At 67.5% G+C, this 20,612-nt stretch carries 18 protein-coding genes and 3 pseudogenes; 10 read left to right on the top strand and 11 right to left on the bottom strand.

Annotated elements, in window-relative coordinates; genetic code table 11:
• Positions 1–197 precede the first annotated feature (197 nt).
• Positions 198–1,163 carry an XRE family transcriptional regulator gene (locus ACF1DX_RS37590; protein WP_391795640.1) on the top strand — a complete coding sequence of 322 codons (966 nt, stop codon included), beginning with the start codon at positions 198–200 and terminating at the stop codon, positions 1,161–1,163.
• A gap of 192 nt (positions 1,164–1,355) precedes the next feature.
• Positions 1,356–2,117 (top strand): annotated as a pseudogene (locus ACF1DX_RS37585) (transposase family protein).
• A 171-nt stretch (positions 2,118–2,288) separates the two neighbouring features.
• Here the strand turns inward: ACF1DX_RS37585 and ACF1DX_RS37580 are convergent.
• Positions 2,289–2,810 carry a transposase family protein gene (locus tag ACF1DX_RS37580; protein WP_391795639.1) on the bottom strand — a complete coding sequence of 174 codons (522 nt, stop codon included), beginning with the start codon at positions 2,808–2,810 and terminating at the stop codon, positions 2,289–2,291.
• 510 nt (positions 2,811–3,320) lie between these two features.
• Here ACF1DX_RS37580 and ACF1DX_RS37575 point away from each other — a divergent pair.
• From ACF1DX_RS37575 to ACF1DX_RS37565, 3 genes and pseudogenes are all read left to right on the top strand, one after another.
• Positions 3,321–4,976 carry a multicopper oxidase family protein gene (locus ACF1DX_RS37575; protein ID WP_391795638.1) on the top strand — a complete coding sequence of 552 codons (1,656 nt, stop codon included), beginning with the start codon at positions 3,321–3,323 and terminating at the stop codon, positions 4,974–4,976.
• A gap of 350 nt (positions 4,977–5,326) precedes the next feature.
• Positions 5,327–5,743 (top strand): annotated as a pseudogene (locus ACF1DX_RS37570) (ISAzo13 family transposase); the annotation flags it as partial.
• Positions 5,744–5,818: 75 nt separating this feature from the next.
• Complete coding sequence (locus ACF1DX_RS37565; RefSeq protein ID WP_391795637.1) at positions 5,819–7,159, top strand: endonuclease domain-containing protein; 1,341 nt, start codon at positions 5,819–5,821, stop codon at positions 7,157–7,159.
• Positions 7,160–7,597: 438 nt separating this feature from the next.
• Here the strand turns inward: ACF1DX_RS37565 and ACF1DX_RS37560 are convergent, their stop codons facing one another.
• Together ACF1DX_RS37560 and ACF1DX_RS37555 are read right to left on the bottom strand one after the other, a co-directional pair.
• Positions 7,598–7,864 carry a hypothetical protein gene (locus tag ACF1DX_RS37560; protein ID WP_391795636.1) on the bottom strand — a complete coding sequence of 89 codons (267 nt, stop codon included), beginning with the start codon at positions 7,862–7,864 and terminating at the stop codon, positions 7,598–7,600.
• On the bottom strand, positions 7,861–8,154 hold the full coding sequence (locus ACF1DX_RS37555; RefSeq protein ID WP_391795635.1) for a hypothetical protein: 294 nt from the start codon (positions 8,152–8,154) through the stop codon (positions 7,861–7,863). Before ACF1DX_RS37555 ends, ACF1DX_RS37560 begins: the two co-directional genes overlap by 4 nt.
• 197 nt (positions 8,155–8,351) lie before the next feature.
• Between ACF1DX_RS37555 and ACF1DX_RS37550 the strand changes: the two genes are divergently transcribed.
• From ACF1DX_RS37550 to ACF1DX_RS37535, 4 genes are all read left to right on the top strand, one after another.
• Complete coding sequence (locus ACF1DX_RS37550; RefSeq protein WP_391795634.1) at positions 8,352–9,821, top strand: YcaO-like family protein; 1,470 nt, start codon at positions 8,352–8,354, stop codon at positions 9,819–9,821.
• 53 nt (positions 9,822–9,874) lie between these two features.
• On the top strand, positions 9,875–10,888 hold the full coding sequence (locus ACF1DX_RS37545; protein WP_391795633.1) for an NAD(P)H-dependent glycerol-3-phosphate dehydrogenase: 1,014 nt from the start codon (positions 9,875–9,877) through the stop codon (positions 10,886–10,888).
• Between the two features lie 63 nt (positions 10,889–10,951).
• Positions 10,952–11,281, top strand: a complete 330-nt coding sequence (locus ACF1DX_RS37540; protein WP_391795632.1) for a hypothetical protein — start codon at positions 10,952–10,954, stop codon at positions 11,279–11,281.
• Positions 11,282–11,290: 9 nt separating this feature from the next.
• Positions 11,291–11,545, top strand: coding sequence for a hypothetical protein (locus tag ACF1DX_RS37535; RefSeq protein WP_391795631.1), 255 nt, complete (start codon positions 11,291–11,293; stop codon positions 11,543–11,545).
• Between the two features lie 189 nt (positions 11,546–11,734).
• Here ACF1DX_RS37535 and ACF1DX_RS37530 read toward each other — a convergent pair whose 3' ends face one another.
• From ACF1DX_RS37530 to ACF1DX_RS37515, 4 genes are all read right to left on the bottom strand, one after another.
• A complete protein-coding gene (locus tag ACF1DX_RS37530) occupies positions 11,735–12,547 on the bottom strand; it encodes an NUDIX hydrolase (protein WP_391795630.1) in 813 nt (270 codons plus the stop codon).
• Between the two features lie 37 nt (positions 12,548–12,584).
• A complete protein-coding gene (locus ACF1DX_RS37525; protein WP_391795629.1) occupies positions 12,585–12,881 on the bottom strand; it encodes a hypothetical protein in 297 nt (98 codons plus the stop codon).
• Positions 12,882–13,173: 292 nt separating this feature from the next.
• Positions 13,174–13,833: a hypothetical protein gene (locus tag ACF1DX_RS37520; protein ID WP_391795628.1), complete on the bottom strand. Its 660-nt coding sequence runs from the start codon at positions 13,831–13,833 to the stop codon at positions 13,174–13,176.
• 75 nt (positions 13,834–13,908) lie between these two features.
• Positions 13,909–14,268, bottom strand: a complete 360-nt coding sequence (locus tag ACF1DX_RS37515; RefSeq protein WP_391795627.1) for a lactococcin 972 family bacteriocin — start codon at positions 14,266–14,268, stop codon at positions 13,909–13,911.
• Positions 14,269–14,328: 60 nt separating this feature from the next.
• Here ACF1DX_RS37515 and ACF1DX_RS37510 point away from each other — a divergent pair.
• Positions 14,329–14,715 (top strand): annotated as a pseudogene (locus tag ACF1DX_RS37510) (transposase); the annotation flags it as partial.
• A 112-nt stretch (positions 14,716–14,827) separates the two neighbouring features.
• On the opposite strand, the gene ACF1DX_RS37505 reads toward ACF1DX_RS37510, so the two are convergent.
• From ACF1DX_RS37505 to ACF1DX_RS37490, 4 genes are all read right to left on the bottom strand, one after another.
• Positions 14,828–15,484 carry a hypothetical protein gene (locus ACF1DX_RS37505; RefSeq protein ID WP_391795626.1) on the bottom strand — a complete coding sequence of 219 codons (657 nt, stop codon included), beginning with the start codon at positions 15,482–15,484 and terminating at the stop codon, positions 14,828–14,830.
• A 15-nt stretch (positions 15,485–15,499) separates the two neighbouring features.
• Positions 15,500–17,527 (bottom strand): beta-L-arabinofuranosidase domain-containing protein, encoded by a 2,028-nt coding sequence (locus ACF1DX_RS37500; protein WP_391795625.1) that lies wholly within the window; start codon positions 17,525–17,527, stop codon positions 15,500–15,502.
• 1,045 nt (positions 17,528–18,572) lie between these two features.
• On the bottom strand, positions 18,573–19,289 hold the full coding sequence (locus ACF1DX_RS37495) for a hypothetical protein (RefSeq protein ID WP_391795624.1): 717 nt from the start codon (positions 19,287–19,289) through the stop codon (positions 18,573–18,575).
• A 699-nt stretch (positions 19,290–19,988) separates the two neighbouring features.
• Positions 19,989–20,219, bottom strand: coding sequence for a hypothetical protein (locus tag ACF1DX_RS37490; protein WP_391795623.1), 231 nt, complete (start codon positions 20,217–20,219; stop codon positions 19,989–19,991).
• Positions 20,220–20,612 lie beyond the last annotated feature (393 nt).

Raw genomic sequence — 20,612 nt, 5'->3', positions numbered from 1 at the left:
CGCGGTCACCGGGCTGACAAGGAGATTCAGCGTTCGTGTCTGTTCGGAACGGAGCCCACTGGCGTTCCGAACACCCCCGAACACGACCGGTTTCAGGAGTGCCAGGTCACCGCCTGTGGGGTCATGCTGGAGCAATGAGCCAGAGAGGGAGAGGCCTTGCCGAGCTGCCTGAGGAACCACCACAGCCCGCACAGACCATGACCCCTGCCGAGTTCACTGCGGCCCTGCGCACACTGCGGATCTGGTCCGGGCTGACCTACCGGCAGCTTGAGGACAAGGCCACCGCGCACGCCGACGCACTCCCGGCCAGCACAATCGCAACCACCCTCGGCCGCGTCACTTTGCCCCGGGAAGGATTTGTCGACGCCTACACCCGCGCGTGCGGCCTGGGAACCGAAGAAGTACGTCAATGGCTTGAGACACGCCGCCACATCGCAGCCGGCGAAACCCTGGCAAACAACGATGCGCGCGACGACGATCCCCACCCTCCGACCGTCGGCGCGCCTGCTCCGGCGAGCCTCCCGCGGTGGCGCCGGGCGGCCGGCCTGCTCGGTGCCGCGGTTCTCGGGATCGCGGGCACACTCGGTGTCAGCAGCCTGTCACGCGACGCGTCGACACCAGCCGCCCTGCCCGAGATGCCGGTGACCGGCCTGCGCATGCTGGCCGTGGGCAGCTGGGCACAGATCCACCCCGCTCGCACACCCGAGCTGTGCATCACCGAAGGCAGGGACCGCACCGGGCAGTACCCAACCGCCATCGCAGTCCAACGGTTCTGCACGGATGCGGCCCTGCCTCAGGTGTTCCTCGAACCGCTGGGCAAGGACACCGTGCAGATCCAGTGGCACCACCCGAAGTACGGCATCGGTTGCCTCACCGTCCTGTCGGAGGGGCCGAGGCTCGACTTGCTGGAGCCCCGCGACGACTGTGCCGACCACGATCGGGCCCAGCAATTCCACATCGAGCGCTTCGGTCCACCTGTCACCACCCACTTCCGCATCCGCCCGGTCATCACCGGTCGGTGCTTGAGCTTGCGCCACCAAGACACCCAGGACGGAGCAGAGGTTGTCCAGGGCCGCTGCTCCGGCGCCACCGACCAGGACTTCATGATCGAACTGACCCCGCCCCCGAAAGTCGCTGCCGGACACACCCCGTCGGCCCGGTGACGGATCCCGTCCCGCGAACGGTACGCCCGACGCTGCGATTTCTCGGTTTGGGGGCAGTGGAGGCGGGAGGCAGTGAGCCGTTTCCAACCTGATGGTGGCGCCCGGGTATGGGCGGCGGGAAGCTGTACGGAACGACGAAGCTCCTGGTAGACGGGTTCTCGACCAAGCTTACCCGTGTCACCAGGAGCTTCCGTGCTTGTCTACCCGTCGTCCATAGATCTGTCCAGCCGCACCCTGCGGTACCTCACCGGGCAACTCGTCGTCCGGCGACGGGAGGTCGGCACTCGGTGGCGGCGGCTGCCGGCCGGGCGGCAGGCCCTGCCGGCCCTGGCCCACCTGCGGTGCGGCGACACCTACGTACAGCTTGCCGCCGGGTTTGGCATCGGCGTCGCGACCGTCCATCGCTACGTGCGCGAGGCCGTTGAAGTGCTCGCCGTCCTCGCACCGAGCCTGGCCGAGGCGATGAAGACGGCACGGACGAAGGCCTTTGTGATCCTGGATGGCACTCTGCTGCCGATTGACCGGATCGCCGCGGACACCCCGTACTACTCCGGGAAGCACAAGCGGCACGGGATGAACGTCCAGGTTCTTACGGACCCGTTCGGGTGACTGCTACGGGCCTCACCCGCGCTGCCCGGCGCCGCGCACGACCTGACTGCGGCCCGTGCACACGGGATCATCCACGCCCTCACGGAGGCGGGACTCAAGTGCTGGGCGGACAAGGCGTACCAGGGCGCCGGCCGCTTCGTCCGTGTCCCATTCCGGGGCCGTCGACTCAAGCGGTGGCAGCGACGGCACAACACCACCCATGCCAAGATCCGCTGCGTCGGCGAGCAGGCCATGGCCGCCTTGAAAGGCTGGCGCCTGCTGCGGAAACTCCGCTGCAGCACCAACCGGATCACCGCCATCGTGAAGGCCGTCCTCGTCCTTCACCATGCATCAGCACGAGGTTGAAAACGGCTCACTGGCTACGAGACGAAAGTCCTCAAAGCAGGTCGGGGACAAGGGGTGCATATAGGTCTTGACCTGCATAAAAACCTTTCAGGGGTCGTTTTTGCCCGATATTTTATCCCGGAATCAGCTTTTTTGGTGTGTAGTGTCGGGTCGCGCCAGGAGATGGTGTTCTCACCAGCGGACGACCATGGTCTTGACCGCGTTCTGCTTGTTCTTGCCGGAGATGAACGTGTCCCGGTCCTCGTGCCCGGTGGTCGGCCACCGGGCCCGGATCTCGGTGCCGTCGATGACCCAGGTCTTCCCGTCGGCGTCGAGGTGGCCGATGACCTCGGCCAGGGTCCGCAGCCGCATACCCGGGCCGACGGTGCACCCTCGCTCGGCGAGCAAGGGCCTCACCTCACCGACGGCCCGAGTGACGGTGGGGCGGCCGACACCGAACCAACAGGCCAGCACGTCGTGCGCGGTCGCGTGCCGGAGACGCACGAGCGTGGCCAGGAGCCGGTCGGCGAACACCGACCGGTGCTCCGCGCCCGCGCCCACAGCATGCTTCCGCAGCCGGGACGCGAGCTTGCTCTGATGCCGTTCATGCCACAACGGGCCTGCCTCAGTAATAAGTTCAACGATCACGTCGGTCGACAGGCCCGTGATCCTCCGGTCGTCGATGATCGCTGCACGAGACGCATTCCCCACCACGCGACCATGATCGACGACCAGGAGCTCAATACCTCATCGCCTACCGTGCATGAGCTCGTCAGCGGGCACCCTCGAGGCGGCGACGTGCGCGTACGGTGCTGCCCCCGCATTCCGGCCGGGCCTGCCGCCCTGTTCCTCGGGGCGGGCTGATCGCACAACCGTGTCGATTATGTCCATATATCCCGAATATATGCCGAGCAGGGTTAATGTACGCATATGGTGATTGACCCGAGGGGCGGATGCGGGCGCGGCCTGCGCGGACGGCAGGTGCCGTCCGGTGCCCTGCCGCTCGGAATATCCGCACGGCCGCACTGAGCCCGCGTTGCGGAGACCGGCGAGGGACGCTCTCCGGTCTCCGCGACAGTCGGTTCCGCCGCCCACCGGATGTGCTCACCGCCCCGTCGGTGCCTCGTGAGGAAGAGCGCCTCCGGCCGTCCGGTTCTGTCCGGGCGGTGGTGGCAGACCCACGCCTTCACCTGCCTTCTCCCGACCAGCGAGGTACACCCAGTCATGCGCACGGACCGCACCAGTCAGACCTCCCCCGCACGTCGCGCCGTACTCGGCGCCGGTATCGCGGCCGCGGGTTCCGGGCTGCTCGCCGCCTGCTCCCATGCCGACTCGCGCGACGGCGGCCACCCGGGCGCGCCCGCGCCGGCCGGATCCGCTCCGAACGGCAGAGAGGCTGGCGGGGCACATCCGAACCCCGCCGAACCGCTTCGTAAGCACACATTGAAGGCCACCCCGTCGCCGGTCGAGTTGGGCGCCGGACGTACCTTCAGGTCATGGACGTACGAGGGATTGCTGCCGGGCCGGGAGGTGCGGGTCACCGCAGGCGAGACTGTGGCGTTGACGCTGGCCAACCACCTGCCGGAGGCGACGACCGTGCACTGGCACGGTATTACGCTGCGCAACGACATGGACGGTGTGCCCGGTGTGACGCAGCGGCCGGTCGAACCCGGTGAGACGTTCGACTACCGCTTCACCGCGACGCATCCCGGCACCTACTGGTTCCACCCTCACATGGGGGTGCAGGTTGACCGTGGCCTGTACGCGCCACTCATCGTCGACGACCCGAAGGAGCCACTCGGGTACGACCACGAGTGGATCGTCGTGCTGGACGACTGGATCGACGGAGTGGATGGCTCCACCCCCGACGATGTTCTCCACCAGCTCCGCAAGGGCAAGCCCCCGGTGGGGCACGGCAACAGGCCGGAGGGCCCCGTCGGGGCCGGTGGCGGGGCGTTGGCGGACGCCGCGTCCGGGGGAGCGGACGACGGGAAGGGCCCCGGACGGGCGCCCTCGCCGTCACCGTACCGGCGGAAAGGGCCGAAGCGACTGATGGCGGGAGCCACCAGCAAACTGCTCGGCGGTCACGCGGGACACATCGCCTACCCCTACTACCTGATCAACGGGCGCACAGCGGACGACCCCACGCAGTTCACGGCCAAGCCCGGCGACCGGATCAGGCTGCGCATCATCAACGCCGGCGGGGAGTCGGCCTTCCGGGTGGCGCTCGGCGGACACCGGATGACCATCACCCACAGCGACGGCTTTCCCGTGCAGCCGTACAAGACGGACGCGCTGGTCATCGGCATGGCCGAGCGGTACGACGCGCTGATCACCGCACAGTCGGGTGTCTTCCCGCTTGTCGCGCTCGCCGAGGGGAAGGGGGGCCGGGCCATGGCCGTCCTGCGTACGGGCGCCGGACCGGTCCCCAAGCCGTCCGCGCACCCTGCGGAGCTGGACCGTGAGGTGCTGGTGTCCGCCCGCCGGCTCGAGCCGGATGAGTCGGTGGCGATGCCCCGCCGCAAGTACGACCGGCTGCTCCGGGTCAAGCTGACCGGTGGCATGAAGGAGTACGACTGGGGAATCGACCACGAGCCCTACAACCCGGACACGCTTCACAAGGTCGAACGGGGCGAGCGGGTGCGGCTGGTGGTCATCAACGCCACCCATATGTGGCACCCCGTGCATCTGCACGGTCACACGTTCTCCCTGGCCGGCGTGGACTCGAACGGTGCCCGCAAGGACACGTCGATCGTGCTGCCGCACAACAAGCTGGTGGCGGACTTCGACGCGGACAACCCCGGACTGTGGATGCTGCACTGCCACAACATCTACCACTCGGAGTCCGGGATGATGACGACCCTTGCGTACCACGGGTAAGACGTCCCTGCTCGAGCGGCTAGGCGATGTCCGGAGCCCGGTCACGCCGTCGGCGACCGCGGTCCGTCCGGCGGCGCGGGGTTCTCGGGGACTCCTGCCGGGAAATGACCGGGTGGACATCGCCGCATCCTGTTGGCGAGCGCGTACACGGTAGGCGGTGAGGTGCCGAGGACGGCGGTGGGGCTCGGTGTTCACATCGGTCGTGCTGATGTCAGGTCCGTGGTCTGCTGGTGGGACAGCAGTCCGGTGATGGCCTGAACGGTGTGGCTCATGTGTCCGCGGCGGCCGAGGCGGCGGGCCGGCGCCCGCCAGTTTTCAAGTGGGCGATGCCGTGCTCGACCCGGATGCGGCGTGAGGACCCGATGTTGCCCTTGCGCTGGACGGCGAAGCCGACGCGGAGTCTGGCGGCCGAGCTGCCCCGGCAGGGCTACTGGGTCTCGGCCGACACGGTCGGGGACCTGCTGCGCGCGGAGGGCTTCAGCGTGCAGAGCAACGCCAAGACCATCGAGGGCAGTCGGCACCAGGACCGGGACGGTCAGTTCCGCTACATCAACGAGCAGGCCTGGGCTCACATCGATGTCGGAGAGCCGGTGGTCAGCGTGGACACAAAGAAGAAGGAGCTGGTCGGCGCCTACAGGAACGCCGGACGGCAGTGGCTGCCGGAGGGGCAGCCGGTGCCGGTCTCGACCCACGACTTCCCCGACGCTCAGATGGGCAAGGCGATCCCGTACGGCGTCTACGACCTGGCCGCGAACACCGGCTGGGTCGTCGCCCGGCTCTTCAGCGTCACACCCGAGCGCAGACGGGGAGGCGTTGCGGAGGTCGACCGTTAGCCTGTCGGTATGTCGGAACGTGTCATCCCGGGTTGCGCGGACGGTCTGATCACTCTGGGCACCGCGGACATTTTGTGGGCCGGTTTGACGGCCGACAGCGCGGTGCCGACGGCTTCTGCGGCGTTCACCCGTCCTCCTTCCCATGCCCAGGCAGGTTACGTCCTGCTCGGTGGCTGTGTGGTGGCGACGGTGAAGGCCGACGGCGGCCGGTGGAGTGTTCCGGCAGCCGAGCTGCGCCGGGCGGCAGCGGAACTGAACGCGGTGGAGATGGACCGCCAGGACCTGGTCCGCATCGGCCCGTTCCGTGACGGGGCGAAGCAGGAACATCATGAGGAGACGCTGCTGCGATGGCGTCGGCGCATCGCCCGGGAACTGCAGGAACGGAGCGAACCCGAGCGGGCTGACGGCGGTCTCTGCCATCTGGCGGGGATCGACTGGCGGCGGATCCTTGTGGAGCAGACCCGAGACGGAGCACAGCGCACGTGGTGGCTGCCGCGCGCTGTGGTCAGGCTGCTGGACGCGGCCGAACACACCGAAACGCGGTGGCTGCGAGCCGCGCGGACCCGCCGGGCAGGCGCAACCGTCGCCGAGCCGCCCTCCCACCACCGTCAGGCCCGAACCGTCGACGCCCCGCAAACGACGAGTCCCGACCGTCCGACCTCCCCACTGCGCCCGTACAACGGGGAACTGAAAGGCCACCTGTACTCGGTACTCAGCAGGAAACCCGGCATCTCCTGCAAGGTGGCCGGGTGGGTGTGCGCCGTCTGTCGCACCGCACCCGCCGCCGTACTCGACCACTGCCACGAACACGGCTACGTCCGCGCCCCCGTCTGCCAGTCCTGCAACACACAGGAACGACCCGACCGCCTCTACAGCAACGACATCCGCGTGGCCGACCACTACAGGCGTCTTTTCCACACCCACGCCGCCGACTGGCTCCGCCATTGGCACCGCTGCCCCGGCTGCCGCGCCCGCACCACCCTTCCCCTGCCCCACCTCGCCGCATGGACCGCCCACACAGCATGCCGCTCCCTACGCCCGACCCACCGCGACCCCAGCAGCTCCCGCGGGCGTAAACCCTGCGGCGCGCTGCGCGTGTCCTGGACCGGCAGCCACCATGCGCCCGGCTCCTGCCTGTTCACTGTCGCCGTCGACCTGTGTCCCTCCGGGGAGCACCGGGTCCTGGCGCACGTCCCCTACCGCGAAGCCGCCGAGCGGTTTCGCACCTGGCTGGCCGAGACCGTTCCTGCCGTGGCGGCCGAGGCCGGACCCGACCGCCTGGACGATCTTCCCACCCGGATCCGGCCCGTCATCGCGGACCCCAGCAGCGAGGGCCAGGCACTGTTCTGAGCCAACAACGACAGACCCGACACCAACACCGTCCGGACAATGACGAGATCACCCAGTGGCCGCGGGCACACCACTCCAGCGGACGTGACCTCAGACCGCTCACGGCTGAGGGGCCCGGAGCCCACGGAGGAGACATCGCGGTCGTGCTGCGCGCGGCTCATGACCGGCTGCGGTAGGCGGCTTTCCCTCCCGGACGCGACCACACGAGGATGCGGTCAGGACAGCGTTGGACCAAGCCGCGCGTGCGGCCGAGGCGGTCAAGGCTGGGACGCTGGAGGAACAGGCGGGCCGGACGCAAGTCTTGATGGCGCTGGGCGTAACCGAGACTCTCGGCGCTCTCGCGCGGCGCGTAGCAGGCAACCGCATGGCCGCACCCACGGGTCGTGCACCACAGTGCCTTCGCCCGTCCACCACTCAGGCGAACGGGCGAAAGCCTGCCTACGGCCCCGCGATCAGCCAGAGGATGAGGGCGGCGTCCAAGTCCTCGCTGTAGCGGTACACGACGCTGATACCGCGACCACTAGTCTGCTCAGGCAACAGCTCGACAACGCGGGACGAGCTGTGTGGGTCGACGTCCGGCAGGCCGCGCCCCTGCGTGGGGATTTCCTCGAGCGAGCGGCGGACTCTCTCGACGGAGGCCCGCTCGGTACGGCTGAGTTCGGTGAGGATCTTCTCGGCCGGGTCGCTGAAGAACGCGTGGGTCACCGGGCGGCCTCAGCGAGTTTACGCCGCAGCTCGGCTTCGACATCCCCGGTGGGACGGGCGAGTGCGGCCATGGCGTCGGGGTTGTAACGCATCAAGATGCGGTGTCGGTAGGCCTGGGTGATCTCGCGGACCTTGGTCAGGTCGTCCAACTCGATCGCGTCGAGTTCTGCCTCGAACTTCTGCCGGTCGCCGGGGAAGCCCCACGTCGACAGTGCCTCGCGCAGCTCGGCGAGTGTTCGCATCGGCGGTGTGAACTGGCCGGCGTCGGGATGCTCGGGCTGTGCAGTCACGGTGACCTCCTCCTAATCGCTGGCTACGACGCTACTCGGCAGTGGTGCGCTATGGGGAGAGTTCCCTGATGACGCTGGAGGAGTACCGGGCTGGATCGGGATGTGGCGGCTGCCGTTGAGGTTCAGCGCACGCCGTGCGCGATGTGCCGGTCGACCTGGTGCGGCGCCGCATCCAGCGGCCCGCATGAAGCGCGGACTTGCTGCGCGCGACCAGCACCGGCCTGGCGTGCGGCAACACCCGCGGCGAGGCGCTGCTGCACGCTCTGTGCGGGGTCGTGGAACGGGATGTGCTGTACCGGGACGGGCAATCAGGCGGGCAGGCGCGGACCCTGATCGACCCCGCCACGGTCGACGATCCGTACGGCCAGGAAGTGATCGCCCGGCTCGCAGCCGCTGGGATGGCGGTGGAGCTGTCGCTCGTGGATGGCCTGTACGGGCTGCCCGTGTGCGTGGCCTACCTGTGGTCGGAGGACTTCCCCGTCATCTTCGCCGGCGGCGGCTGCCATACCAGCCCGGCCATCGCCGCCACCCGGGCCCTGACCGAGGCGGCCCGGTCACGGCTGACCGCCATCGCCGGCACACGTGATGACCTGCCGAGCGACCCGGCCTCCTTCGACGTGCCGCCCTTCCGTCCGGCGCGGGCCACGGGGCTCATCCCGTGGCCGCAGGCGACGGCCCGCTTCGACCGGACACCCAGCGGTTTCACCGCCCAGGTCCAGGACGTGGCCCGGCGGGTCGCGCACGCCACCGGGCACGAGCCGGTCGTCCTGGACCTGTCCGATGGGTCCGCATCGATCCACGCGGTGCAGGTCGTGTGCCCCGGTGCCCGCTCCCGCATACGAAGGGCGATGCCCCCGATGACCCACCCCACCACCACGTCTACGCCCGCCGTGCAGCTCGCGGACCAGTTCGACGGCCTCTACGCCGCGCGGGCCCGCAGCACGCTGGCCGCCCGCCTGTACGCCACGGCAATGGGCGACAACTCAAAAGAGGTCGCCGCCTCCAGCTCCTGTGACTGGCCCCTGCTGGGACTGCTGGCCGCCCGGCTGCGAATGCAGCCTGGCCAGGTCCTCGTGGACGCAGGCTGCGGCACCGGAGGCGTCGGGCTGTGGCTCGCCCGCGCCCTGGCGGCATGTCTGCACGGCTTCGACGTCTCAACCGTCGCCGTCGCGCAAGCCACCGACCGCAGCAGCCGCTTCATCCCCGTCGACCGGGCCGCTTTCCGCGTCGCCACCCTGAACGACACCGGCCTGCCCGACCACAGCGCGCACGGGGCGGTGTGCGTGGACGCCTTCGGTCTTACGGCGGACCGGAGCGCCGCGACGCACGAACTCGGCCGCATCATGGCACCCGACGCCCGCCTGACCCTCACCCGGTCCCTGCGCCAGGGCGCCGCCCCTGTGTGGGAGGAGCAGGCCAGCGCCGCCGGGCTCGTCGTGGAGCACGTCGACGAGCGGCCCGCCGAACCGGCGATGTGGACGCGGCTCTACCGGCTGTGGATCGACCACGCCGACGAGCTACGGCGCGAGCTGGGCGACGATCAGGCGCAGAACATGCTGCGCGAGGCACATCGGATGCTCCCTGCACTCCCCGGACGCCGCGCGGTCCTGCTGCCCCTGCGCCGCCCCCGACAGAACCGGCGGCCCCCGAGGCAGCCGATACGATGACCCGGCCCGCGTTCCGCCGGCGACGGGCCCACGACCAGCGAGAGGACCCCGCAGTGAGCCAGCACCGCCCCGCTCGTGCGGCAGTGTTGTCGGCCGGGTCCTGGGGCACCGCCGCCGCCAAGATCCTCGCCGACGCCGGCGGCACCGTGATCGTGCACGCCCGCCGCGGCGAGATCGTCGACGCGATCAACGCGACGCACCGCAACCCGGCCTACTTCCCGGACGTCGAGCTGCCCGCCTCCCTGACAGCCACGGCTGACCCGGCCGCCGCGCTGAACGGCGCTGATTACCTCGTGCTGTCCATCCCCGCCCAGGCCCTGCGAGACAGCCTCGCCGCATGGGCACCGCACATCGGGCCGGACACCGTGATCGTGTCGCTGATGAAAGGCATCGAACAGGACACCGGACTACGGGCCAGCGAGGTCATCGCCGACATGACCGGCGTGAGCGCGAACCGGGTCGCAGTGCTGTCAGGCCCGAACCTGGCCCGCGAAATCATGGCCGGACAGCCCGCCGCCGCGACCGTCGCCTGCCCCGACGAAGCCGTCGCGCGCCGCTTCCAGCAGGCGTGCCACACCACCTACTTCCGGCCCTACACCAGCACCGACGTAATCGGCTGCGAACTCGGCGGCGCGATCAAGAACGTCATCGCCCTCGCCACCGGCATCGCGCACGGCATGGGCCTGGGCGACAACGCGACCGCCATGCTCCTCACCCGCGGCCTGGCGGAGACCATCCGCCTCGCCACAGCGCTCGGCGCCCACCCGGCAACCCTCGCCGGCCTGTCCGGGCTGGGCGACCTGGTGGCCACCTGCACCTCCCCACTGTCCCGCAACCGCACCTTCGGCACCCACCTCGGGCAGGGCATGACCGTCGCGAAGGCCACCGCCGCCACCCGGCAGACCACCGAGGGCGTCAAATCGGCTGAGGCGCTCCTCGCCCTGGCCCACACCCACAGCGTCGAAATGCCGATCACGGAAACCATCTCCGCGCTGCTCCAGCAACAGGTCACTCTTGGCCAGGCCGCCGACGCACTGATGCAGCGACCCGCCAAACCCGAGCACTGACCCCAGCACCCCGCCCCAGGGGCACACCGTTCTTTCACCCTCCCGTTCCCGGAGGTCTTCGCCATGCCCGCAGCTGTGCTGCCCGCTGTCCAGGCTGCTGCCACCGCTGCCCTGGCGGCGTGGATGATCACCGGCTTCACCCGCCTGCCCGGCCGCTGGCTGCGCTGGAAAATGTTCTGCCGAGCCACCCTCACCATCGTCACGCTCACCGGCACCAAGAACGGACAAACCGAACCGGTGAACGTCTACGATCATCTGTCCCCAGGGAGCTTCCTCCTCGGCCCTCCCCAGCTACAGACAATCATCAACTACCTCATCGCCAGCGGCCGGTACGACCGGATCGACGGCCACGGCCGCGTCCTGTCGCAACCGGCGAGACGCCCTTGGAGGTGACGGACAGCCATGTGGTTCGTTGGCGCGATCACCTCCGGATTCAAGCACCCGACCGACCCCGGCCGGCTGCACTGGTTCCGCATCGTCTTCGGCACGGTCTGCACCCTGCGGTTCGCGCTGTCCTTCGGCCAGGGCGGCTGGGACCGGCTCGTGCCCGGCTCGCTCAGCCAACTCACCCCGGAGCCGTTCCACCTCCCCCAACCTCATACCGGAGAAGATGCCCACCACCAGCAGAGATCACCCAAAGTAATGAAGCACTACTAGGGCAGCCTGCTCCAGATCATGTAGTCGGTCGGTGCCGACGGCGCCGTCTGGGGGTATGGGCCGACGCATGGAGAGATGCGGCATGAAGAACTTCAGCTTGGTGTTGAGCGGTGTGTTTTGTGCCCGGGGGTGCGGCACCTAGGTCGTCTCGCGGGAGGGCATCGGTGCCGACTGTCGTGCCAGCGCGGCCTACTTGGCTGGGGCGAAGGCGGTGAAGTGCGCAGGTGGGTGGTCGATGGGCAGGTCGTGCTGCCAGGCCGTGAGGATCTGGGCGCTGCACACGAACAGGCCGTCGGGGAGTTGATCGAGCGGGTACCACGCCCAGTCGCCGACGCTCTCGTCCGGCTGCGTGGCCGGCTGCCCTTGCCAGGCGTGGACGAGCGCGCCGACGGTGACCCGCAGGACACCTTCGACGTGGTCGACGAGTGTGCCCAGGAGCCCCACGTCCTCGGCGTGAGCGACCAGCCCGGTCTCCTCGGCGAGTTCACGGATCACCGCGTCTTCGAAGGACTCCCCGGCCTCCACGCTGCCGCCGGGCAGTTCGAGGGTGCCGCGGCGGTGCCGGCCCAGCAGGATGCCCTGCTCGCTGAGCAGGATCGCTCCGACGCCGACGGCCGCGTGGGCGGCCGGGGCTCGGGTGCTGCGGGGGCGGCTGGAGACGCGCGCCGGCCGGTGGGGAAGGCGTCGGGCGCGGATGAGCTGCTGGATGACCGTGGCGTTCTCATCGGGGTGCGGTAGCAGGTCGATGGCCTCGACGCGGAAGCCGTACTCGGTGAGCAGGTCCTCCCACAGCCGCGGTGCCAGGACCCACATCTGTGTCGGCAGGGGCGGGTCGTCGCGCAGCAGGATCATCTGTTTGCGCGGTGCCACTTCCGTGGACGGGCCGCGGCCGTGCAGGTCGGTGTGCAGGAGCGAGAGGACCAGAGGAGCGCCGGGACGCAGTCCGTCGCGCAGTGCCGGCAGTGAGCGGTGCGGGTCGATGAAGGCGAGCGTCCTGATCATCGGGAGACTTCGCGGTTCGTCAGGACCAGCAAGGCCCTCACCAGGGCGGTCGGCCACTTCGGGTCGGTGCGGACCTTGCCGAGGACCCGCCAGTTCTTGAGATGGCGAAGCTGTGCTTGACCGGTGCCCGGACGGCGGCCAGCGCCTTGTTGGACAGCTTCTGTCCTCGGGGCAGGGGCCGGTTGCGGGCGGCCTTGTAGCCGGTGATCACCGCCGGGTCGGCGCCCGGGCCGCTGTCGTCGAGGCTAACGAAGCCCAGGTCGGCGATGGCGCCGAGCCCGGCCGCCCGCAGTTTCGCGGTGAGCTGGTCGTGGCGGCAGGCGGTGATCTCCAAGGGGCATCTAGGGCGGGCCGCCAACTGACAAAGACTTACGTCCTACGTAGGAGCGACGCCTCGGATCTGAAGGCTGTGCTCAGAGGGAGGCCGGGCGCCCTCGCCGCCATGATTGCCCAGATTTGGAAGCAGGCACGCGGTGCCTCAAGGGCCCCTAGTTCACCCCCTGCCTTGCCATGGTGCCTCCGCAGCATGGCGGAAGCCAGCCAGAGCCGAAACTCCGTTTATTGGCGCAGCTTTGATACGGCCTCGGTGAGGGTGGTGATCACCGCGTCGGACAGGCGCGGCAACGTCACTCCAACTTGTTACCAATAGCACGCCGCCTTGCTGGAACAGGTCGCCGGGTTCCCCGGCCGTGCCGCCAGCTCCACACCGCTTGGCCCACGAGGAGCACGACGGCCACGGCCGAGAGCGCGCGAACCGAAACCCACACCATTTCGACGACCTGGCCTTGCGAGTCATCCACCTTCACTGCCAGTCGCAGGGATGCCTCGGCGAAGGCAATCCCCGGCACAAACACCCGGAATCCGAGACCGCCGATTCCGGGTGTTCTTGCCATACTCCCCAGGAACCCGATAGGCGCACCGACAGCGAAAGCCGCTACCCCCCAGAACAGGGCCCTGGAGGCGAGACCGTCGTCCGCACCAGAGATGACATGCCCCCCAGCCGGAACGTTGGGGCTCAAAAACTTAAAGAGATAGTAGACGGCCACGCCCACGGCCAAGGCCGAAGATGCCAGCAGTGATGCCTCAATTCTTGACCGCTGGAAGTAGCCGACTAGGAAGGCGAAACATGCCCACGACCATCCTACGGAAAACACGACACCTACCGTCTGGAGGGTCGGGTTTTCGAATCTACTCGCGAATGGGCCGACTATGCCGAGCAGTGCGCCTGCCCCGAGAACTGTCGCTATAGGGACGATGCGTGAACGCGTAGAGAGTGTAGTTGTCATGACCCTATTCTTTGGACAGTTTCCCGGAGAGCGGATCCTCCCCCGGCGGGTGGCCGCCAGGGGAGGAGGCGGCGACTAGTACTTAGCGTAGTAGGTCTCGCACGTGTAGATCGCACCCGCGGTGAGGTTGGCGTAGGACCACTTACCCGCGCCCGCCACCGCCTTCAACGACGACCCTGCCAACTTCACAGTCGACCCGTGATTGTCCGTGGGGTGGTAGTAGTTCGAGTAGCAGTACTGGCCGTCGGTGGTGAGGTTCTTTCCGTAGCTCCATGTGCCACCACCGATTTCGAGGACGGTCAGCGGCGTGAAGTCTCCTGTGGAGCCTTCCGTGATCGTCACTACGCCCCATTCCGTGGGGTTTCCCAGATGTGCAGGCGGCTGGGTGCCGTCACCTCTGGTGTGAGTCTCGACGGTGACGGTGTCAGAGGCCAAAACCGGGGCGTTGTGCGCAGCAGCCGGGGCAGAAAGGACACCAACGGCCAGGAGCCCAGCCGTAACAAGGCCGCGGCCAGGCGTTTCTTCCGCCGCCTGCTGAAGACGACCCGCACGGTGCCCCGGGTGGTCGTCACCGACAAGCTGCGTTCCTACGGCGCGGCCCACCGCGAGGTCATGCCCTCGGTCGAGCACCGCTCGCACAAAGGCCTGAACAACCGGGCCGAAAACAGCCACCAGCCCACCCGGCAGCGCGAACGCGCCATGAAAGGCTTCCGCTCCGTGGGCGGGGCGCAGCGGTTCCTGTCCGCGTTCGGCGGCATCTCACCCCACTTCCGGCCCCGCCGTCACCGGATGCCCGCCCATCACTACCGAGCCGAGATGACTGTCCGCTTCACTATCTGGGACCAGATCACCGGCGCTGCCGGCCGGCCCACCACGGCCTGAACACAGGACCGGCCCTAGGGGGCCATCACGCCCCGACGCGCCGTCAGACAGTCACGTACCCAATAACGTGACAGTGCCCGCTCAGTGGCTACGCTGAAAGAGCTCACTGTGTTTAATCCCTGCCTGGCAGCCAGGAGATGTATCGGCTGCTCTCGCCCCAGGTTAGATCGATGTTCCACTCCACCAGTTGATGCGTGATGGCCGGGTCGGGCAGGAACTTACCGGTCCAGGTCATGCGCCCATCCGGATCCTTTCCCAGAGCGAATCTCGTCGTAGGTCTTCGAGCCGGATCGAAGAACACGAGCTGGTCCTCTTCAAAGGCCCAGAACGTCTCGTTCGGGTGGTCGGATTCAATGCCGCCGTCGACGTGCAGCAGGACGCTGATGGGCAAGGAACGCGGTCGGCGGAACTGCCAGACCTTGCCGGTGACCTCGCGGTCGAGTTGGCGCAGCTGATGTGTGACACCAGGGTTGGGAAGGAACGGTCCCGAATGGTCGACTCGGCCGAACTGTGAGCGGGTGTCGGTGAGACGCGTCGTCACGCGGCCGTCGCCGTCGCGAAAGACGAGCGTGCCGTCCTCCTGCGCCCACGAGCGCTCGTTGGGGTGTGAATGGCCCTCGACGACGCCCCCGCCGCGGAGCCGAAGAAGGCTGGTGGTGATCGACCCGTCCGCTCGGGCGAACTGGAACCACTTCCCTTCCACGTTCAGGTCGACTTCGCGGATTTCGTGGACGATGCGCTCATCGAACTCGAAGCGGCCCCGCAGCACGATGCGCCCGTTCTCTCAGGCGTGCCAGACAAAACGGGTCGAGGCTCGCCCGTCACTGGTAAAGAAGGCCAGTGCGCCGTTCTCCCGGCCCCAGCGCGCTTCGTTCGGGTGCGTGTGTCCTTGAATGGTTCCATCAGCGAGCAACCGGATCCGCTGGGCGATGACCGAACCGTCGTTTCGGCCGAACTGAAATACCCGGCCTTCGACGTCGACTGGTCCGACGGCCACCGTGGCCGGCATCCCGGCGTTCGCGAAGTCGCCCAGGTTGACGTCACCGGCGTCGGTCCGGGCGCGCACGCGCACCATGCGCGTGTCCTGTGGCGCAGGGGTGGACTGGTCGAGGGTGAGCTGTGCCGTGGTGGCCATTGGCGGGAGGGTGTGGATGTCGAACCGGTCGTGGCGTTCGTCGTAGGCGAGCAGGACCGGTCCCCGATACAGCGCGAGGCGTCCGCGGGTTCCCTTGCCGCTGTCCGGGTCGCAGCCAGGTGGTGGGTCCGTGCCGATCAAGGTTCTGGGGCGCAGGTCCAACTCCAACGCGATCGTGTCACCCGAGCGCCAGGTCCGCTCGATGGTGTGGTAGCTACCCGCGACGACCCCCGGGCGGGAGGCCCCGTTGACGGCGACCGTGGTCGTCGTCGACCACGACGGTATCCGCAGCCGCATGGTGAAGGCCTCGTCCTGGGCCAGTGTCACGACCAGCTCGACTGTGCCGTGTACGGGATAGCGGGTGTGCTGCTCGATGGTCAGCTGGTTGCCCGTCGGCGTCATGAGCGTGAAACGGGAGGCGCCGTAGAAGTTCACGACGATGCCGTCCGCAGCGGCCATCACCGCCCATTCCGAGAGCATGCCCAGCCCTCGGGGACCGTTCGCGGCGCAGCAGCTCAGGTGCGAGGCACCGGGCCGGTCCTGGAAGCCCAGGTCGTGGGGCGTGGGTCTGCGGGTGCCCTCGAACGGGGGTTCCCGATGGAGTGGATGCGGCAGGGACATCACGTCCATGCCCGAGGTTGAGATGCCCCCCATCGGGGTGTTGTAGGTCCACCACCGTCCGTCGGGGCTCTGCGCGCCCAGCGCCGCGTTCCAGGTCGACAGTTCCAGCTCGTCGGCCGGCTCGCAGGAGCCGGTCATGCGGAGCATGTCGACGGTCAGCGCCATCCAGGCCACGGTGGCGCACGTCTCGATCGGACGGGGATCGAAGGGGTTGCCTGTCGCGCGCTCAACTGCGGAGAACCCACCGGTGCTGTGCCGGTCGAATGCGCAGATGCCCTGCCAGGCGTTGATGAAGGCCCGGCGGTACCGCTCCTCACCGGTAATCCGGAACAGCTCGCCCACTGCTTGCAGGCTGTGCAGGCGCTCCCACCGGGCCGTCGCCCCCAAGGCGGCGAACAGGCTGCCCGGCGTCTGGAACTTCGCCACGTAGTCGCCCCCGTCCGGGACGCTCGACCATGCCTGCTCGAACAGGTGCGTGAGGTCTAGATACCGTGACTCGCGTGTCTCTTGGTGTAGAAGTGCAGCGACGTGGGCGAAGGAGAGGTTCATCGCCGGATGGCGCAGTCTTGCGATCATTCCCGTACCGCTGAGGTTTGTAGACAGGTGGTCAGCGGCCCTTCGACACGTGTCGAGGGCACGGGCGTCGCGGCGGTAGCGGAACCATTCATAGATGCCGAGAACGCAGTGGTAGTGACCCCAGACATCCCAGTTGTCGCCGAAGAGCCGGTCGTCTCCGTCGAACGGCCCCAGGTAGCCATCGGCGCATTGGTGTCCGGTCAAGGCTTGTACGACGCCTGCGACAGCGGACTCGAGCTGCCTGTCGCGTGACATGCGCAGATCCTGAACCGCAGAGATGAGGTACTTGCCGACGAACTCCCCAGACCATGGCAGGTACGGTGCACCGGGTCGAGGGACGAGCGCGTGATCGAACATTGTCACCATCGCCGGATTTGCGATGGGGGCGGCCAGGAGCCAATTGCGCCGATTGGCGAGGAGACGCGTCCCAATGACCCCATCGAAGGAAGCTGATACAAGATTTGGGCGCTCGAACCCCATGGGCTCCCCCTTGATCCGTCTCAGTCCGTCAGCGATCCACCGAACCTTGTGAGCGGCATGTAGACCTCGGCGTCTTGGTTATTCGATTTCTAATTTGCAGCCGAGTCGTCTCGGGGCGCCGAGCGGCCAATCGTTTCTAACCACGAGTAGCAGATCAGTTAGAGCCACACCCGGCACCCCTGGGTGGATGAACCATGCGAATGGCTCACCACGTCCCGCAGAACAACGTAGGGATCAGCTACTTCTGCTCAACTCAACAGGAAGCACCGGCCACATTGGACAGGACGCCGCTCGTCACACCTTGCGCACGTGCGCTGTGCGTAGTGGTCGCGCCTGCAGGGCAGGAGACGCCTACGGTCTGACTAAAACGACCCGACGCATCAGCCTTCGCTTCCGCAGTAGTTCCGGCCGAGGATTCACCCCCACCTCCGAAGCGCGACTTGGAGTCAACTCTAATTTGGACTGATTCATTCGCTGCGAATCCGCTGCCGAAGACACGGAGATTTTGAAACGGTCCTGAAGATGGCGTCAATTCGGCGCCGATCTGAGCAGTGGGGGTGCCGGATGGGGGTGGAGGGGTGGGAGGTGGGGTGGGCAAGCTGTCCAGCTTCTTGATGAGATTACGGGTGGATATCGGGGGTGACATGCCGAGAATTTGTGACAATTTCCGAATGCTCCATGGGGTGATCGGTTCAAAGTTTCCCCGCTGGACGGCGTTGTTGATGGCGGTTCGTAGGCTAGGCATGACTTTCGATTCCTCCTCATCCTTCATTCTTCCGCGCGCGACCGCCTACCCTCCCAGGAAGGTCGCGGAGTGGCCCTTCGGTACGCGTCGAGGGCGCAGGCGTCTCCGTGGTAGCAGAATCGGATGACGCACTGAATGCTTAGGCCTCGACCGCGGTTGGCAGCGGAGGCCAACCGGATGAAGAGGACACGGTCTTATTCGGGGAGGGATCCTTTGCCGATTCCGTGGATGACCGCGACCCGTTTCAATTGGCGCGTGTCTGCATCGGCTTTGCAGTTGAAGTCAGACCGATTCGCTCGGTCATCCCAGGCCGACGAGGACAAGGACGAGCCCTGTGCCCGAGGCCAGGGGCGTCAAGGCTTTCCCCAGTACTGCGCCAAACGCCGCATCGCGGTCAACGGCGGCCATCGCATGCCCCAGTGTCGTGGAGGTGGTGAGCAGATCACCCACCAGGATGGGCCGGGAGGACGCATTCGCCCGACACCACACCTTGCCCACGACCGCAACAGCCCGCCGCCAAGCGTCCTCACGGCCCTCAGGGTACTCTTTGCGGTCGAGGACGAGAGCCGGCACGCGGTCACCCGCGCCCGAGACCACCCCTGCCACACACGAGTCGTACGCCTGCGTGCACGGTGCCAAAGCACCCTTGTCGTTGAGGACGACAACTGTGCCCGGACCCACCTCATCCGCAGTGTTTAGCCGTTCGGCAACATCAAACTGCTCGGCCACGTCCGCACCAGTCAAGACCAGGTCACCGGTGACTTCGACATTGCCGAAGAATCGGCCGGCGGTGCGCCCGATACCCGTCACGCCAGCGCCCTTTGTGTTGGATGCCGGGATCGCCCCGCATACGCCACTGGCATTGGGAACCTCGGTGAAGCCAAATACGCCGTTTCCGGCTGGCGCTCCTCCGGAAGGGGCGGGCGCCTTTGCGTCGTTGTTCCCGAAGACTCCGTTGCGGCGGCTGTCGTGAGCGAAGCTCTGTATGGCATCACCGTGGTTGCTGTGGGCCAACACGCCAGTACCGGATTCACTGAACCCGCTTACACCAGCCTCAGGTCCGTTGCCCTGGACCCCACGGCCGGAGTCTGCGTTGCAGCTCCCGAACACCCCCGGCGCCCCCGGAACGACTGTCAGGCCGAAGACGCCAGCACCTCCAGGACTGCCTGCCGGTGGAGGTGTCGTCGCGTCGTTGCGGCCGAACACACCTGACTTTGAACTGGAGGCAGTGGATGCAGTCACACCGTCATCGGTTGGTGCATTACCAAAAGTTCCTGGCATCAGACCCTCCTATTGATTATCGCACGACCTTGATGCGGCTAAATCAGGCTAAGCCCGCGATCGCAATAGCGCATCTTGACAAGCGTGGACGAAGATGTCCCGCCCGGGATTACGGAACAAAGAGTCCGGCCTCGTTGTTTCACGGGAGCAACCGGCTGATCTGGTGCTCGTGATGTCGCGTTGACCCCTGTCCGAGGTGGTACCCGCCAGGGGTGCGCGTTGGTTGTCGTGCCGGATGATGTCATCTCCTGGTGATGCGCTGCCGAAGGCCCCGGCGCAACTCGGATCTGTCTGAAACCCGCGCAAAGGGCCAGGATGAATCGGACGGACATCCCCACAGTCGCTCGCCTGGCGGTACTGCGCGGCCGAGTGCTGAGGGAGGCACTGCGGTGGACCAACCGACGGCCTGCCTCTTGGGACAATCGGACCTTCGGGTTATGCCCTGGACGGGGTCACCTCGCGTTGCTCGGGCGCTGCTTCGAGCAGCTCGGTGTTCTCCACCATCAAGCGCTGGTTGATGTTGCGGAGGGCCGTCAGGTCGGCTTCTGTGCGTTGGCTGGCGGCCAGGGCGGCATCCCGCTGCTTCCGCAGTTCCTCTATCTCGGCATCCCGTGCGGCTGGCAGGCCCAGGCCGTCGCGGGTACGGGGCACCGAGTTCTTGCACACGGAGCGCACGGAGCTGTGCTCGCGCCTCTTCAGGGTCTTGCCGGAGGACGGCGTTCTGTTCGAGGAGCATGCGGTTCTCGACCTCCAGCGCAACCTCTTTGCGGGCTGAGGGGGCGGCAGTGGCTCGCGGCCGATCGCTGGCGAGATGGGCGCGTACGGCCTCGGCTTCGGCCTTGAGGTCGCGGTGCCGCTGCAGGTACTGCGGATTGACCTCGGCTCGGCGAGTGATTTCCGTGTCAGAGAGCGGTGTTCGGCTCTTGCGTATCTTGGCCAGGACCTTGAGGACGCGCTGTCGGCACTGAGCCGTTTCCAACCTGACGGGTGGTTGGACGGCGCTCCCGGCGGCGAGCATGAAGAAAGCTCCTGGTAGACGGGTTCACGACCAAGATCACC

Origin of the sequence: Streptomyces sp. NPDC014676 (genome assembly GCF_043084105.1) — a bacterium.
Taxonomy (GTDB): domain Bacteria; phylum Actinomycetota; class Actinomycetes; order Streptomycetales; family Streptomycetaceae; genus Streptomyces.
Note: the sequence above shows the minus strand (reverse complement) of the source record. Positions and strands in the feature narration are given on the sequence as shown.

Excerpts from the sequence above, each read along its gene's own strand:
- ACF1DX_RS37540 (WP_391795632.1), top strand. The coding sequence starts at position 10,952 with ATGCCCGCAGCTGTGCTGCCCGCTGTCCAGGCTGCTGCCACCGCTGCC.
- ACF1DX_RS37535 (WP_391795631.1), top strand. The coding sequence starts at position 11,291 with ATGTGGTTCGTTGGCGCGATCACCTCCGGATTCAAGCACCCGACCGAC.
- ACF1DX_RS37575 (WP_391795638.1), top strand. The coding sequence starts at position 3,321 with ATGCGCACGGACCGCACCAGTCAGACCTCCCCCGCACGTCGCGCCGTA.
- ACF1DX_RS37565 (WP_391795637.1), top strand. The coding sequence starts at position 5,819 with ATGTCGGAACGTGTCATCCCGGGTTGCGCGGACGGTCTGATCACTCTG.
- ACF1DX_RS37520 (WP_391795628.1), bottom strand. The coding sequence starts at position 13,833 with ATGACAACTACACTCTCTACGCGTTCACGCATCGTCCCTATAGCGACA.
- ACF1DX_RS37500 (WP_391795625.1), bottom strand. The coding sequence starts at position 17,527 with ATGGGGTTCGAGCGCCCAAATCTTGTATCAGCTTCCTTCGATGGGGTC.
- ACF1DX_RS37530 (WP_391795630.1), bottom strand. The coding sequence starts at position 12,547 with ATGATCAGGACGCTCGCCTTCATCGACCCGCACCGCTCACTGCCGGCA.
- ACF1DX_RS37590 (WP_391795640.1), top strand. The coding sequence starts at position 198 with ATGACCCCTGCCGAGTTCACTGCGGCCCTGCGCACACTGCGGATCTGG.